The organism is Romboutsia sp. 1001713B170207_170306_H8, assembly GCF_015550495.1.
Lineage (GTDB): Bacteria > Bacillota > Clostridia > Peptostreptococcales > Peptostreptococcaceae > Romboutsia_E.
This window is the reverse complement of record NZ_JADNAX010000002.1, coordinates 434,363-449,993: the sequence shown is the minus strand read 5'-3', so window position 1 is coordinate 449,993 and position 15,631 is coordinate 434,363. Positions and strand designations below refer to the sequence as shown.

The following is a 15,631-nucleotide window of genomic DNA, read 5'->3' as shown; positions in this document are numbered from 1 at the left end:
TAATATGAATTTAGTGGGAATTGAAGAAATAACACCATATAAAGATTCATTTGAATTTAAACTTTTTAAGTATGATGATAAAATTGAGTTAGGAAATGAAAACTCATTTATATGTGATTTAAAAGTAATTGTGGAAAAAATCGATGACATTTATATTAAGAAGTTTAATAGGAGTTTTAATGTTATCGCTTTAGTAAAAAATCTAAATAATAAAGATATCTCCGTAGATGATATAAAAGAATTCATTTTAGATGAAATTTTGATAGATGATCTAGAGAATAATGATATAGATGTTATGTTTATAAAAGGGGCTGTCTCAAAATAAATAATTTTGAGACATTCCCTTTTATGCTATATAGTAAAAGAAAGGTGAAATTATGTTAAGAATATCTAATATAAAAATGACTATAGATGAAAGTCCATCTATAATAGAAAGTCTTGTAATCAAGAAGTTAAAAATAAAATCAAGTGACTTAGTTAAATATTATATTTATAAAGAATCAATAGATGCTAGAAAAGGGAAGATAAACTTTGTCTACACTGTTGATGCGGAAGTTAAAAATGAAAATAAAGTATTAGAAAAGAATTTAAAAGATATAGTAAAAATAAAAGAATTAAGGTATGAAGATGTACAATCAGGAACTAAAAAACTAGACAAAATGCCAGTAATCATAGGTAGTGGTCCAGCAGGTTTATTTGCAGCTTTATTATTAGCTCAAAGAGGATATAATCCACTTTTATTAGAAAGAGGTTTAGATGTTGACAATAGAACTAAAGATATAGAGGAATTTTGGAAGGAAAGAAAGTTTAAAAACAGCTCTAATGTGCAATTTGGAGAAGGGGGAGCAGGTACTTTTTCTGATGGTAAGTTAACAACAAGAATAAAGGATATAAGATGTAGAAAAGTATTAGAAGAGCTTGTTAATTTCGGATCTCCAGAAGAAATATTATATTCTCATAAACCTCATGTTGGTACAGATATATTAAAAGATGTAGTTAAAAATATACGTAACGAGATAATTCGACTTGGAGGAGAAGTAAGATTTGATTCTAAAGTAACTGATATATGTAGGGTAAATAATGAAATAGAGTCTATAACAATAAATAATGAAGAAGTAATAGAAACTAATATAGTAATTTTGGCTATAGGACATAGTGCAAGAGATACTTATGAAATGTTACATGATAGAGGTGTAAAAATCACTCAAAAACCTTTTGCAATTGGAGCTAGGATAGAACATCCTCAAGAGTTAATAAATAAATCTCAATATAAAGAGTATCATAATCACCCGAGACTAGGTGCAGCAGATTATAGACTTATTGAGCATACTTCAAATGGAAGAACAGCATATACATTTTGTATGTGTCCAGGGGGGAGTGTTATAGCATCTGCATCGAATGATGGACAAGTGGTTACTAATGGTATGAGTGAGCATGCTAGAGATAAAGACAATGCAAATAGCGCATTCTTAGTAAATGTAACTCCAGATGACTTTGGAAGTGAGCACCCATTGGCAGGAATGTATTTCCAAGAAAAATATGAGCGATTAGCATATGAATTAGGTGGTAAAAATTACAATGCACCTGTTCAATTAGTAGGAGATTTCTTAAATGATAGAATATCTACAAATATTGGAAGTGTAAAGCCTTCTTATGAGCCTGGGTATACATTCGTAGATTTGAGAAAGTGCTTACCAGGCTTTGTTATAGAAACTATGAAAGAGGCTTTAGTTGGATTTGATAGAAAAATAAAAGGTTTTGCGATGGATGATGCAGTTTTAACAGCAGTTGAAACAAGATCATCAGCACCTATAAGAATAGTTAGAGATGAAGAAACATTAGAGTCTACAAATACTAAAAAACTATATCCTTGTGGAGAAGGAGCTGGATATGCAGGTGGAATAGTTACTGCTGCTGTTGATGGAATTAAATGTGCTGAAAAAATAATTAGTCAGTATGCAAGTATGAAATAAGATTAATTTTAAAATACATTATGAAAAATTTAACTTAAAATAAACAAAAACTTAATACAAATTTAATATTTAACATATATTTAACACTAATGTTCTGTTGTATTTGGTAGAATACAATAGGACATTAAATTTTTAGACAAGATAATTATCCTTAAGGAGGAAAACAAGTGGAGATTGCAGTAAGTCTTATGGGAGGTTTAGGGCTATTCTTATACGGAATGAACCTTATGGGAGAAGCTCTAGAAAAATCAGCTGGATCTAGATTAAAGAAAATCATAGAGCTGTTAACTAGTAATATTATAATGGGAGTTATAGTTGGAGCTTTAGTTACAGCTGTAATACAAAGTTCTAGTGCTACAACTGTTATGGTAGTTGGTTTCGTAAATGCAGGAATAATGACTTTACCTCAGGCAGCAGGAGTTATAATGGGTGCCAATATAGGTACTACAATAACTGCGCAGTTAGTATCTTTCGACTTAAATGGTCTTGCACCAGTAGCGTTAGGTATAGGTATAGTAATGTACTTATTTAGTAGTAAACAGAAAGTAAAGCATATAGCAGAAATATTAATAGGATTTGGGATACTATTTACTGGTATGGATTTTATGAAGGATGCAGTAAAACCTCTAGCAGAGTATAAAGGGTTTACGGATTTATTATTAACATTTGGTACATATCCTTTACTAGGTCTTTTATTAGGATTTGGTATAACAGCAATAGTACAAAGTTCAAGTGCTTCAATGGGTATGCTAGTTGCTTTAGCATCTCAAGGATTAATACCATTATCATCAGCATTACCGATATTATATGGTCAAAATATAGGTACTTGTGTTACATCATTAATATCAAGTATAGGTGCTAGTAAAAATGCAAAACGAGCAGCTATGATACACTTAATATTTAATATACTGGGAACAATAGTATTCTTAATATTCTTAAACAAGCCAGTGGTAAGTATGGTAACATCAGCAGACCCTGGAAATGTTGCAAGACAAATAGCTAATACTCATACATTATTTAATATAATATCAGTATTACTATTAATACCATTTAATAAGTTTATAATAAAGCTTGCAGTTACATTAGTTCCAGACAAAAGTAATGAACATGAAAATGATGAAAGTAAAGTAATAAAATATATAGATGAAAGAATGATAGAAACACCTTCAATTGCATTAGCAAATACAGTTAAAGAAACTTTAAGAATGGGTGAAAAGGCTAAAGAATCTTTAAACCTAGCTATGAGTGCAATTTTAGAAGATGTAACTGAAAATATAGATGCTTGTAGAAAAAATGAGAAGCAAGTTAATATACTACAAAAAACAATATTAGATTATTTATTAAAACTTTCTAAGGCACCATTAAACGAAGATTCTAGAGAAGTTGTAGATGCTTTATTTAATACAGTAAATGATATAGAAAGAATCGGAGACCATGCAGATAATATATCTGAATTAGCAGAAGCTGCTAAGAATTGTGGAGCTGAGTTTTCTAAAGAAGGTAAAGATGAGTTAAATGAAATGTATAATAAAGTTATTTCAGCTTATACATATGCATTAGAATCTATGAGAACTTCAGATATAGATTTAGCTTGTAAGGTTATAAAAATGGAAGAACAAGTTGATGTTATGGAAAGATCATGTAGAATTAGCCATATGAGAAGACTTAATGAAAGCTCATGTAGTATAGATAGTGGAGTGATATACTTAGATATGATAATGAACTTAGAGAGAGTTTCGGATCATGCTGTTAATATAGCTCAACAAGTTATATCACATCAAGTAACACAGAATTAATTTATAATTTTTAATATATAAAGAATATGGTTTTGTATCTAACTTATAAATGATATATTACCATACTCTTTTTTTATAAAGAAATTATACCTTATTAATATATATAATACGTAGAGTGGATAAGCGGGAAATTGATTTTTTTAGTAAAAAGTAGTATAAAATATGTTATAATTTGGTTAGACTATTTTTTAAGAAAGAGGTAAAGTTATGGGAAAAATAAAATTTGACTATAGTAAAGCAGTTAATTTTTTCAATGAAGAAGAAGTGTTATCTATGCAACCATACGTAGATTTAGCTCATGATATGGTTCATGAAAAGACTGGTTTAGGAAATGATTTTTTAGGGTGGGTTGAATTACCTAATAATTACGATAAAGCAGAATTTGATAGAATAAAAGAAGCTGCAGAAAAAATAAAATCAGATTCAGATGTTCTATTAGTAATAGGAATCGGTGGATCTTACTTAGGGGCAAGAGCTGCTATAGAGATGTGCAGCCACTCTTTCAGAAATAATTTAAGTAAAGAAGATAGAAATGCTCCAGAAATATACTTTGTAGGAAATAACATAAGTTCTACATATATGATGGATTTATTAGATATTATAAAAGATAAAGATGTTTCTATAAACGTTATATCAAAATCTGGAACTACAACAGAGCCTGCAATAGCGTTTAGAATATTTAAAGACTTCTTAGAAAAGAAATATGGTAAGGAAGAAGCAGGAAAAAGAATATATGCAACTACAGACTCTAAAAAAGGAGCTCTTAAGCAATTAGCGGATGAAGAAGGTTATCAAACTTTTGTTATACCAGATGATGTTGGAGGTAGATTCTCAGTTTTAACTCCTGTAGGACTATTACCAATAGCAGCAGCAGGACTTGATATAGATGCAATGATGGCTGGTGCTAAAGAAGCTTGTGAAGAATATAGAACATCAAATTTAAAAGAAAATCAAAGTTACCAATATGCTGTAGTTAGAAATATATTACATAGAAAAGGTAAAGACATAGAATTATTAGTAAATTATGAGCCACAATTACATTATGTAAGTGAATGGTGGAAACAGCTATACGGTGAAAGTGAAGGGAAAGATAATAAGGGCATATTCCCAGCATCTGTAGATTTCTCAACTGATTTACATTCTATGGGACAATATATTCAAGAAGGTAAGAGAATATTATTTGAAACAGTTATAAATGTTGAAAAATCAAGAAGAACTGTTGCTATAGAAAAGGAAGATGTAGATTTAGATGGGTTAAATTATTTAGCTGGAAAAAGTGTAGACTTTGTAAATGAGAAAGCATTCCAAGGTACTTTACTTGCTCACACAGATGGACAAGTTCCTAATTTATTAGTAAGTATGGAAGAATTAAATGAATATAACTTTGGATATCTAGTTTACTTCTTCGAGAAAGCGTGTGCTATAAGTGGATATTTATTAGGGGTTAATCCATTTAATCAACCAGGTGTTGAAGCATATAAGAGAAATATGTTTGCATTATTAGGAAAACCTGGATTTGAAAAAGAAAGAGAAGAATTAGAAAAAAGACTTAATAATTAAGGTTTAATTAAGTTACAAATTATATAATGAAATCATCAAAAGATAAATATAATATCTTATGGTGATTTCTTTTTTATTTTACATAGGTTAGTTTCGTATTAAAAATAAAAAAGTGAAAATAATAAAAGTTAGAATATTTTTAAACTTAAATAATTGAAATTTGGAGGAGAGATATTATGTCGAGAAAAAGAGGCATAGGATTAGTTGTAATAGTAGCAATAATTTGCTCAGCTTTAAGCTCTTTATTAACTATAGCTATAGTAAGAAATAGTATAGGGGTTAGTAATTCAGGGACAACGAACTCAGAAATTGTAGTTAATGATAGTGGAAAAACTCAAAATGTATATCATGCAGTAACGGAAAAAGCAATGCCTTCAGTGGTTGGGATAACAACTACAACTATTAGTACAAATAATAGATTTGCAATACCAACTCAATCAGAAGGTGTTGGTACAGGAGTAGTAGTTGATGCAAATGGATATATATTAACTAACTCACATGTTGTATCTGATGGAGAAGCAAATACTGTTAATGTATTATTTAATGATGGAACTACATCAGAAGGTAAGGTTGCCTGGTATGATGCTCAATTAGATTTAGCTATAGTTAAAGTGGATAAGACTGGATTAACTCCAGCTGAATTTGGAGATAGCGATGAAGTTAGAACCGGTGATATATCAGTAGCAATAGGTAACCCATTAGGACTAGATTTACAGAGAAGTGTTACTCAAGGTATAATAAGTGGACTAGATAGAACTATAGAAACAGAACAAGGGACAATGACTGGTCTTATACAAACTGATGCAAGTATAAACTCAGGTAATAGTGGAGGGCCTTTATTAAACCAAAATGGTCAAGTAATAGGTATAAATACAGCTAAAGCCTCTCAAGGTGAAGGTTTAGGATTTGCAATACCTATAAACACAGCAAAACCTATAGTTGAGTCAATTATAAATAGTGGAACTTATGATAAAGTTACTTTAGGAATAAAAGGAGCAGATGTATCAACATATGAATCAGCTACTAATCAAAGTCTTGGTGTTGATGCAGGTGTTTATGTTGCAGAAGTTATAGATGATAGTGCTGCAAAAACAGCAGGGGTACAAGTTGGAGATGTAATAGTGAAATTAGGAGATACAAATTTAACTGGTATGTCAGATTTAACTAAATCTTTATATACTTATTCATCAGGGGATAGCACAAAGGTAGTTGTATATAGAGGTGGTAAAGAAATAACTTTAAATGTTAAATTTTAAAATATAAAAGCTATAAGTAAAAAGGTGAGATTAAAAATTTAATCTCACCTTTTATATTAAACTGATTTTTTTACAGCGTCTTTTTTCGCTTCATTCGATTCTATTTTTTCATCAGAACAACAGCTAGAGTTTGATGGACAAGATGAACAGCTAGAACATGAAGAACAACCATTAGATTCTTTTCTCATCATTTTAAATAGTATAACTATTGCTAAACATATTATAGCCCCACCAATTAAAAGTTCTATCATTGAACTGTTAGAATTACCAACTATAGAACTTCCTATAATATTTACAATAAAAGCTCCTACCCATGCAAGAATAAATTGATAAGATAAAGATATCATCATCATTTTATTTCCATATTCTTTTCTCATAGTAGCAAGGGCTGCTATACAAGGAGTATAAAGCGCTGAGAATATTAAGAATGAATATGCACTAACTCCTGTAAAAACAGTAGGTAAAACTTCGTTTAAGTTTCCAAAAAGAACGCTTAGGGTATTTACAACTATTTCCTTAGCCCCTAATCCTGTTAAAATTGAAACTGATATTCTCCAATCTCTAAATCCTAAAGGAACGAATATTGGAGCAATTAGTTTTCCTATTGAAGCTAAGAAACTATCATTTATATTTTCAGTAAATCCAGAGAAGTTAAATGATGAAAGTGCCCATATAACTACAGACATGGCAAACATTACTGTAACAACTCTTATTAAGAAGCCTTTTGATTTATTCCAAGTATTTTTCAATAATCCGCTTAATGTTGGAACTTTATATTCTGGAAGTTCTAATATAAATGGTTCTATTTCTGTTTTATAAGCTGTTTTATTTAAAACTAATGCTACTAAAATAGCTACTATTATACCAGTTAAATATAAAGACATAGTAATAATAGCTTCTTTACCAGGGAAGAATAAGGCAGCAAATAAAGCGTAAATAGGAAGTCTTGCACCACAAGTCATAAGGGGTGCTATTAAAGCTGTTATTTTTCTATCTTTTTCACTTTCTAATGTTCTTGTAGCCATTATAGCAGGAGATGAACAACCAAATCCCATAACCATTGGTATAAAAGCTTTACCAGATAATCCAACCTTACTCATTATCTTATCCATTAAAAATGCAGTTCTAGACATATAACCACTATCTTCGAATAAAGATATTCCTAAGAATAAAGTGAATATTAATGGGAAAAATGGTAATGTTCCACTTATACCACCTAATATACCGTCTATAATTAAAGACTTAAACCATGGGCTTGAGTTAGATAGTGTGATATCTAAAGGAGCCATTACATAGGTCTCTATAATTCCAGCTAATCCCTCTTGAAGAGGACCCCCAACCCAATCAAATGTAAATTTGAATAGGAGTAATAATAGTCCTATAAAAATTGGATAAGCAAGTATAGGATTTAAAACTATATCATCGATTATATCACTTATACTTTTTTTTCTAAATGTAGATGATTTACTACACTTATCAAGTATATTATCTAATTTTTTATATGTTTCAATTTCATTCCCGAAGTTATTACTATAATTTATTGTTTTGCCAGATACACTTCTAATAGATTCTTCAATAGAAGAAAGATTATCTTTCTTTTTAGCTATTGTTGTAATTATAGTTATGTTAAGCTCTTCGCTTAACTTTTTAGTATCAATATCAATACCTTTTGATTCAGCAACGTCCATCATATTTAATAAAACTATTATGGGTTTATTAAATTCCATAAGTTGAGTAGTTAAGTACAGATTTCTAGTTAAGTTAGATGCATCAACAACATTAACGATAACATCAACATTATCATTTTCTAGAAATGATTTAGCTACTTTTTCCTCATTTGAGAAGGTATCCATTGCATATATACCAGGTAGGTCTACTATTTTTATATCATCACATAAAAAACCTTCTTTTTTCTCGATTGTAACCCCAGGCCAGTTTCCAACATACTGATTAGATCCTGTAAGAGCATTAAATATTGTTGTCTTACCAACATTAGGATTACCAAGTAATGCCACATTAATCATACGTAATCACCTCTTTTGATATTATTTTAAAGATATACTTTGGGCATCATATTTTCTAAGTGCAAAATTAACTCCTCTAAATTTTATTACAATAGGGTCTCCAAATGGAGCGATTTTTGTTACTTCTATTTCTGTATTATCTATACAACCTAAAGCAAGTAGTCTTTTGACTAACTTGTCGTTTCCATCTATATTGCTGATTATACCTTTTTGACCAACTTTTAAATCGCAAACAGTCATTATTTATACCTCCTAATGAAATTCATTATCATAAAAATTGTATCAATATAAATAGGAGAAGTCAAGTAATAGGGGTTATTACTATATTTAAGCAATTTTATATAAATAAAAAATTTTTACTTATATAAAGAGTTTTTTAGTTATATATGAACTATAATTAATATGTAAGTATAATATGATATTTGGGGATGAAATGTATGAAAGTAAAGAAGATGACATTTTTAAGTCTAATGATAGGATATAGTTTAATCTTATATATAATAGAGATATATATTCCAAATCCGCTAATAGCTTTATTTCCAGGGGCTAAATTAGGATTAACAAATATTATAACTCTTATTTCTTTAATAATATTAGGTGTAAAGGATACTTTAATAATTATAACAATAAGGGTTATACTATCATCTATTTTTTCGGGGCCATTATCTTATTTATTATTTAGTATAGGAGGGGCGTATTTAAGTTTAATATCTATGTATATGCTTTTAAAAATAGGGGGTTTTTCATTGATAGGCATAAGTATGATTGGAGCAATTGGACATAATATAGGTCAACTTATAGTAGCAAGTGTAATTGTAAAAAATATTTTTATGATAGGATATCTTCCGTTCATGCTTATAACATCGTTAGTTACAGGTTGTTTTGTAGGTATTGTAGCTAAATGTTGTTTACCTAAGATTGGCAATATATGTAAAAATTCATTGACAAAGAATATCAATATTTGATAAAATTGTTATAAGAATACAAATTTATAATAGTGGTGATTATTATGGCGAATAGCGAATTGGAAACACTAAAAACTGAAATAGAAGAATTGAGACAAGAAATAAATACTTATATACAGTATCCTGAAATATTTAAAGATGAATTAGTTGAATCAAGTAAAAAAATAGATTCTTTAATAAATAAGTATATATTTTTAAGTAAATAGCCCCACGAAAGTGGGTTTTTTTATATCTAAAATTAGTAATCTTAATATCATTATGTGAAGTATAATAAAATGTAAATGGCGAATATTAAATAATTAAGATGGAAAATTATTTAATATAAAGGATGATTTAGTATGATTATAGGGAAAATTATAAATTCAGTTATAATAGTTTTAATTTCATACATATTGATTAAGCTTATACAATATCTTTTGCATAGATTATTTGAATTTACAAATTTTGATGTTAGGTATGAGAATACTCTTTCTAGTGTTTTATCTTCTATAACATATTATATCGTATTTGTTATATGTGTAATTTTGGTATTAAGAGAATTTGGGATAGTTGATGCAACAAAATTTGGATCATTAGTTACTGGAGCAAGTATAGTAGGATTAATAGCAGGATTTGCATCTCAAAGTATACTAAAGGATATATTTAATGGTTTTTTTATTTTATTTGAAAAACAATTACAAGTTGGTGATTTTGTTATTATAAATGAAGAATTTAGAGGAACGGTAGAAGAGATAGGAATCAGGAGTACTAGTTTGAGAGATTGGGACCTTAGAAGGATAACCTTACCAAATGGAAGTATAAATAGTATAAAAAATTATAGTAAAGATAAAATGAGAGTAGTGGTTCATGTAAAGGTATCTTATGAAGAAGACCCTAATAAAGTAATTAGTTCACTGCAAGAAGTTTGTGAGATAATGAATAATCAATATAGTGATTATTTATATAAAGATATAAATTCAAATAAAAATAAGGGATTTTGTGTATATGGAGTAACAGATATAGATAAAAGTTCTATTGGAGCTCAATATACAATCACGGGAATGGTAAAGTCGTATAGGTATTTTTCTGCGCTTAAAGAATCAAAATTACAAATTTTAATAGTTTTTAACAAAAATAATATTAAGATAGCTTATCCTAGACATATAAATATTATAAGTCATGAAAATAAAGATATGAATTCTTTAGATTAAATGAGTCTATAAAAGATTGGGGGGATTTTTATAGACACAAAACAAATTATAATAAAATTATTATTAGCGTTATTTATGGGAGGGCTCACAGGATTAGAAAGAGAAAAATCTCATCAATTTGCAGGTTTTAGGACTCATATATTAGTTTCAGTAGGATCGTGTATAACATCAATAACTGCCTTAATGTTATTTCAAGAATATTATATTTATGCAAACATGGATCCAGGTAGGTTACCTGCTCAAGTATTATCGGGGATAGGTTTTTTAGGTGCAGGAGCAATTTTAAAAACATCTAATGGAATAAAGGGACTAACTACAGCTGCGGGAATATGGGCAACTGCATGTATAGGAATAACGATAGGATATGGTCAATATATACTAGGGATATTAGCATGGCTTTTTGTTATGATAACTTTATACATCTTAAAAAGGATAGATAGAGTTATTTTTAAAAAGAAAGAAGCTATATTAAGTATAACTGTAAATAATATAAATATAGTATCTATAACATATGATATATTGATTAAATCTCAAATTACTGTAAAAAATATGGATATAGATACAGGAGGAAATAGTATTTGGAGAATAAATTTTTATATAGTATATGATAGAAGAATAATTATGAGTGAATTAAAAAATGAATTAAATAAAATTGAAAATGTATTATTTATAGATTTTATATATTAAATTATAAAGGAGAGAATCATATGAACAAAGATAGAAATTTAATTGAAGAAGAATATAAATGGAATATAGAGGAAATGTATCCGAATGAAGAGGATATAGATTTAGATATAAAGAAGGTAGAAGATTTAATTAATAAAGTTAAATTATATAAAGGAAAGCTAGGAGATAGTAAAGATAATTTATGTGAAGCTCTTATACTATCAATAGATGCTTCTAGAATTGTTTCGAACTTATATGTATACACACATATGAAGTTACATGAAGATACTAGAATTAATGAAAATCAAGCTATAGCAACTAAGATAGAAATGATTTCAACAGAACTATCAATGTCAACTTCATATATGATCCCAGAAATAATATCAATTGATGATAATAAACTAAAAGAATTTTTACAATCAGAAGAACTTAGATTTTATAAAAAATATATAGATGATATTATAAGACAAAAACCACATACATTAAGTGAAAAAGAAGAGGAAATATTAGCAGCAGTATCAGATATATCAGGTGTAGCGGAAAATGTATATGACATGCTTTCATTTGCTGATTTAGAATTTCCTGAAATAGATGGAGAAGATGGTAATAAAATAAAGTTAACTAATTCTAATTTTTCAGTACTATTAAAAAGTAAAAATAGAAAAATTAGAAAAGATGCTTTTGAAGCAGTCTATTCTACATATGAAAAATATAAGAATACATTTGCATCAACTCTTTATGGAGGAATAAAATCTGAAATATTTTATGCTAAGATGAGAAAATATAACTCAGCATTAGAAGGCTCATTATTTAATGATGATGTAAACGTAGATGTATATAATAATCTTATACTAGCTATGGATGAAAACTTAGATTCACTTAATAAATATATAGAGCTAAAGAAAAAATTCTTAAAGCTAGATGAAATACATATGTATGATCTATATGTACCATTAACTGAAAACTTTGATATGAATATACCTTATGAAAAAGCTCAAGATATAATACTTAAAGCATTAAAGCCTTTGGGGGAAGATTATTTAAGTATTATAAGAAGAGCATTTTCAGAGCGTTGGATAGATGTTTATGAGAATGAAGGCAAACAAGGTGGAGCTTACTCTTGGGGAAGTTATGATTCTCATCCTTATATTCTTATGAATTATCATGATGATTTAAATTCCTTATTCACACTAATACATGAATTAGGTCACTCAGTGCACAGTTATTATTCTAGAAGTACACAAGAATATTTATATTCAGATTATAAAATATTTGTAGCAGAAGTAGCATCAACTTTAAATGAATTGCTACTGATAAATTACTTACTAGAAAACTCAAGCTCTAAAGAAGAAACTATATATTTATTAAATTACTATCTAGAGCAGTTTAGAACTACTGTATACAGACAAACTATGTTTGCTGAGTTCGAAAAAATAACTCATGAAAAGGTTGAAAGAAAAGAGCCTTTAACAGCTAAAGAATTTACAGATATATATTATGGGCTGAATGAAAAGTACTATGGGAAATCTTGTAATGTAGATAAGCAAATTGGCTTAGAGTGGGCTAGAATACCTCATTTCTATTCAAACTTCTATGTTTATAAATATGCTACTGGATTTTCTGCAGCAAGTGCATTAAGCCAACAAATATTAAATGAAGGAAAAGATGCAGTTAAAAGATATATAGAGTTTTTAAAAAGTGGTGGTTCAGACTATCCACTTAATCAGTTAAGAGCTGCAGGTGTAGATATGGAGAAAAAAGAATCTGTAGATAAAGCATTAAGTGTATTTAGTAATTTAGTAGATAAATTAGAAAAAGAATTATAAAAACAAAGGGCAATTAAATTATAATTTATAATTTGATTAGCCCATTTTATATTTTTAACCGAGAGATAATAGGGAGGAATACATATTATGAGTGAATTGATTGACTTATTTAAAACCTTTTTTAGGATTGGAGGACTAACATTTGGTGGTGGATATGCAATGCTTCCTATGTTAGAAAAAGAAGTTGTAGAAAGTAGAAAGTGGGCTACTAGTGAAGAATTATTAGATTACTATGCAGTAGGCCAGACAACTCCAGGAATAATAGCTGTAAATACAGCAACGTTTGTTGGATATAAGGTAAAGGGGATTTTAGGAGCGCTTTTTGCAACAATGGGAGTTGTATTTCCATCTTTAGTAATAATAATGATAATAGCAACTTGTTTAAAAAACTTCTCACAATTCGAGATTGTTCAAAATGCATTCTCGGGAATCAGGGTTGTGGTAGCTGTTCTTATATTAAATGCTATTATAAAGTTATGGAAGAATTCTATAGTTGATAAAATTGGTGTTGTTGTATTTGCACTAACATTTATATTGGGGGCAATATTAAAGGTTTCATCTATATATATAGTTATTGCAGCCGCAATAGTTGGATTTATAATTACATATGGGAGAAAGAAATAATGATTACTTATATACAATTATTTTATGAATTTTTTAAAACTGGTTTATTTGCTATAGGAGGAGGGCTAGCAACATTACCTTTTTTATATGATATAGCTAGAAATTATACTTGGTTTGATGAGTCTACTTTAGCGGATATGGTTGCAGTATCTCAATCAACTCCAGGTCCAATAGGTATAAATATGGCTACATTTGCAGGTTTTCAAGCAAGCGGAGTAATTGGATCTTTAGTAGCGACTACAGCATTAGTGATGCCAGCATTTATAATTATTATAATAGTTGCACATTTTTTAAGTAAATTTAGAGAAAGTAAACAGGTTGAAGCTGTATTTTGTGGATTAAGACCTGCTGTAACAGGTCTTATAGCTGTAGCATGGTTTCAAGTTGTAAATATATCAATATTGACATGGAGTAGATTTGTAGATTCAAAAAATATAATAAACTTATTCGATTATAAATCTTTAATTTTATTTATAATAATATTTTTTATTACTAGAAAATCTAAAAAACACCCTGCTTTATTTCTATTAATTGGAGCTATTGCAGGAATTGTATTGAAGTTATAGTGTTTACATACTCTTAACATTATTTACTTTCATTTAACTGATTTATAATATTTAGTTAACAAAAAATATGTATTATTTAGTTGTAAAGAAAAGTAAACAAATAAGTTAAACTAAATTTGAAAATATATCGGGGGTAATGAAATGTTCAAAAAAAGAGTATTAGCATTATTATCAAGTACAATATTAGTTGCAGGATTAGCTGTAGGATGTGGAGCTGGCTCTGGATCAGATGCAGGAAGTTCATCAAGCTCTAAGGTAACAGTATCAGGCTCAACTTCAGTAGGATCTCCAATGGAAAAATTAGCAGAAGCATTTGAAGAAAAAAATGAAGGAATAAAAGTTGAAGTTCAACAATTAGGTTCTTCAGCAGGTATAAAAAATGCTATAGAAGGAGTATCTGAAATAGGAATGTCATCTAGAGATTTAAAAGATGAAGAAAAGAGTTCTGGATTAAAAGAAACAATAATAGCAACAGATGGTATAGCTGTCATAACTAACTCAGCAAATAATGTAACTGATTTAACTTTAGATCAAGTTAGAGATATATACACAGGAAAAATAACTAACTGGAAAGATGTTGGAGGAAATGATGCTCCAATAGTAGTTGTATCAAGAGAAGATGGATCAGGAACTAGAGATGGATTCCAAGAAAAAGTAGGATTTGAGTCTGAAGAACTAGTATCAGATGCAACTATAAGTGACGGTTCAGGTAATATAAAGTCAACTGTAGAAGGAAATGAAAATGCAATAGGATACATATCTTTTGGATATGTTGATGAAAAAGTAAATTCAGTTAAAATAGATGGTGTAGAAATAAATCATGAAACCGTTGCAAATAATGAATATGTAATAGCAAGACCATTTATACTAGTAAACAAAGATGGAATATCTGATAATGCACAATCTTTAATAGACTTCATATTAAGTGATGAGGGTCAAAGTATATTAGAAGAAAAAGGATTCATAAGAGTAAACTAGTATAGATTTCCACTAAATAAAAAACAGCTATTTTAAGAGTTTTTCTTAAAATAGCTGTTTTTTATAATGTAAAAAAAACGTTAAGAGTATGTAATATTTTTACCTTTACTTAACTTGGATATAATTTAGATTTAACTTTTCTATTATATTATCTAATTAAAGAAAGCGAATACAAATTAAACATAAAAAGCTTATTTTAAATAGAAT

15 protein-coding genes are annotated in these 15,631 nt (G+C 28.6%); 13 read left to right on the top strand and 2 right to left on the bottom strand.

All coding sequences use genetic code 11. From position 1 onward, the window contains the following. The first annotated feature begins 4 nt into the window (after positions 1-4). The 5 genes from I2A66_RS06720 (at position 5) to htrA (ending at position 6,585) form a co-directional block, all read left to right on the top strand. Positions 5-325, top strand: a complete 321-nt coding sequence (locus I2A66_RS06720; RefSeq protein ID WP_122638940.1) for a hypothetical protein — start codon at positions 5-7, stop codon at positions 323-325. A 52-nt stretch (positions 326-377) separates the two neighbouring features. Continuing rightward, complete coding sequence (locus I2A66_RS06715) at positions 378-1,973, top strand: NAD(P)/FAD-dependent oxidoreductase (RefSeq protein ID WP_147516648.1); 1,596 nt, start codon at positions 378-380, stop codon at positions 1,971-1,973. Between the two features lie 167 nt (positions 1,974-2,140). Beyond that, positions 2,141-3,769, top strand: a complete 1,629-nt coding sequence (locus I2A66_RS06710; RefSeq protein WP_122638942.1) for a Na/Pi cotransporter family protein — start codon at positions 2,141-2,143, stop codon at positions 3,767-3,769. Between the two features lie 207 nt (positions 3,770-3,976). Continuing rightward, positions 3,977-5,329, top strand: a complete 1,353-nt coding sequence (locus tag I2A66_RS06705) for a glucose-6-phosphate isomerase (protein ID WP_122638943.1) — start codon at positions 3,977-3,979, stop codon at positions 5,327-5,329. A gap of 173 nt (positions 5,330-5,502) precedes the next feature. After that, on the top strand, positions 5,503-6,585 hold the full coding sequence (gene htrA / locus I2A66_RS06700) for a serine protease HtrA (RefSeq protein ID WP_195251321.1): 1,083 nt from the start codon (positions 5,503-5,505) through the stop codon (positions 6,583-6,585). A 56-nt stretch (positions 6,586-6,641) separates the two neighbouring features. Here the strand turns inward: htrA and feoB are convergent, their stop codons facing one another. Beyond that, positions 6,642-8,609 (bottom strand): ferrous iron transport protein B, encoded by a 1,968-nt coding sequence (feoB, locus tag I2A66_RS06695; protein WP_195251286.1) that lies wholly within the window; start codon positions 8,607-8,609, stop codon positions 6,642-6,644. Between the two features lie 21 nt (positions 8,610-8,630). Then, on the bottom strand, positions 8,631-8,849 hold the full coding sequence (locus I2A66_RS06690) for a FeoA family protein (protein ID WP_122638946.1): 219 nt from the start codon (positions 8,847-8,849) through the stop codon (positions 8,631-8,633). A 197-nt stretch (positions 8,850-9,046) separates the two neighbouring features. Here I2A66_RS06690 and I2A66_RS06685 point away from each other — a divergent pair, with 197 nt between their 5' ends. The 8 genes from I2A66_RS06685 to I2A66_RS06650 all read left to right on the top strand — a co-directional run bounded on the left by I2A66_RS06685 (position 9,047) and on the right by I2A66_RS06650 (position 15,424). Further along, the gene (locus I2A66_RS06685; RefSeq protein ID WP_122638947.1) at positions 9,047-9,574 is read left to right on the top strand and encodes a Gx transporter family protein; all 528 of its coding nucleotides are present in this window, start codon (positions 9,047-9,049) and stop codon (positions 9,572-9,574) included. Between the two features lie 44 nt (positions 9,575-9,618). After that, the gene (locus tag I2A66_RS06680; protein WP_122638948.1) at positions 9,619-9,780 is read left to right on the top strand and encodes an aspartyl-phosphate phosphatase Spo0E family protein; all 162 of its coding nucleotides are present in this window, start codon (positions 9,619-9,621) and stop codon (positions 9,778-9,780) included. Between the two features lie 132 nt (positions 9,781-9,912). Next, positions 9,913-10,764: a mechanosensitive ion channel family protein gene (locus I2A66_RS06675; RefSeq protein ID WP_122638949.1), complete on the top strand. Its 852-nt coding sequence runs from the start codon at positions 9,913-9,915 to the stop codon at positions 10,762-10,764. A gap of 15 nt (positions 10,765-10,779) precedes the next feature. Then, positions 10,780-11,451 (top strand): MgtC/SapB family protein, encoded by a 672-nt coding sequence (locus I2A66_RS06670; RefSeq protein WP_195251319.1) that lies wholly within the window; start codon positions 10,780-10,782, stop codon positions 11,449-11,451. 20 nt (positions 11,452-11,471) lie between these two features. Then, positions 11,472-13,256 (top strand): oligoendopeptidase F, encoded by a 1,785-nt coding sequence (gene pepF, locus I2A66_RS06665; protein WP_195251285.1) that lies wholly within the window; start codon positions 11,472-11,474, stop codon positions 13,254-13,256. Between the two features lie 87 nt (positions 13,257-13,343). Then, positions 13,344-13,880, top strand: coding sequence for a chromate transporter (locus I2A66_RS06660; protein WP_122638952.1), 537 nt, complete (start codon positions 13,344-13,346; stop codon positions 13,878-13,880). Beyond that, the gene (locus tag I2A66_RS06655; protein ID WP_207734738.1) at positions 13,880-14,446 is read left to right on the top strand and encodes a chromate transporter; all 567 of its coding nucleotides are present in this window, start codon (positions 13,880-13,882) and stop codon (positions 14,444-14,446) included. Before I2A66_RS06660 ends, I2A66_RS06655 begins: the two co-directional genes overlap by 1 nt. A 141-nt stretch (positions 14,447-14,587) precedes the next feature. Continuing rightward, a complete protein-coding gene (locus I2A66_RS06650; RefSeq protein ID WP_122638953.1) occupies positions 14,588-15,424 on the top strand; it encodes a phosphate ABC transporter substrate-binding protein in 837 nt (278 codons plus the stop codon). Positions 15,425-15,631: the final 207 nt, after the last annotated feature.

Excerpts from the sequence above, each read along its gene's own strand:
- pepF (WP_195251285.1), top strand. The coding sequence starts at position 11,472 with ATGAACAAAGATAGAAATTTAATTGAAGAAGAATATAAATGGAATATA.
- I2A66_RS06650 (WP_122638953.1), top strand. The coding sequence starts at position 14,588 with ATGTTCAAAAAAAGAGTATTAGCATTATTATCAAGTACAATATTAGTT.
- I2A66_RS06720 (WP_122638940.1), top strand. The coding sequence starts at position 5 with ATGAATTTAGTGGGAATTGAAGAAATAACACCATATAAAGATTCATTT.
- I2A66_RS06675 (WP_122638949.1), top strand. The coding sequence starts at position 9,913 with ATGATTATAGGGAAAATTATAAATTCAGTTATAATAGTTTTAATTTCA.
- I2A66_RS06680 (WP_122638948.1), top strand. The coding sequence starts at position 9,619 with ATGGCGAATAGCGAATTGGAAACACTAAAAACTGAAATAGAAGAATTG.
- I2A66_RS06660 (WP_122638952.1), top strand. The coding sequence starts at position 13,344 with ATGAGTGAATTGATTGACTTATTTAAAACCTTTTTTAGGATTGGAGGA.
- I2A66_RS06690 (WP_122638946.1), bottom strand. The coding sequence starts at position 8,849 with ATGACTGTTTGCGATTTAAAAGTTGGTCAAAAAGGTATAATCAGCAAT.
- I2A66_RS06705 (WP_122638943.1), top strand. The coding sequence starts at position 3,977 with ATGGGAAAAATAAAATTTGACTATAGTAAAGCAGTTAATTTTTTCAAT.
- I2A66_RS06655 (WP_207734738.1), top strand. The coding sequence starts at position 13,880 with ATGATTACTTATATACAATTATTTTATGAATTTTTTAAAACTGGTTTA.
- feoB (WP_195251286.1), bottom strand. The coding sequence starts at position 8,609 with ATGATTAATGTGGCATTACTTGGTAATCCTAATGTTGGTAAGACAACA.
- I2A66_RS06715 (WP_147516648.1), top strand. The coding sequence starts at position 378 with ATGTTAAGAATATCTAATATAAAAATGACTATAGATGAAAGTCCATCT.
- I2A66_RS06685 (WP_122638947.1), top strand. The coding sequence starts at position 9,047 with ATGAAAGTAAAGAAGATGACATTTTTAAGTCTAATGATAGGATATAGT.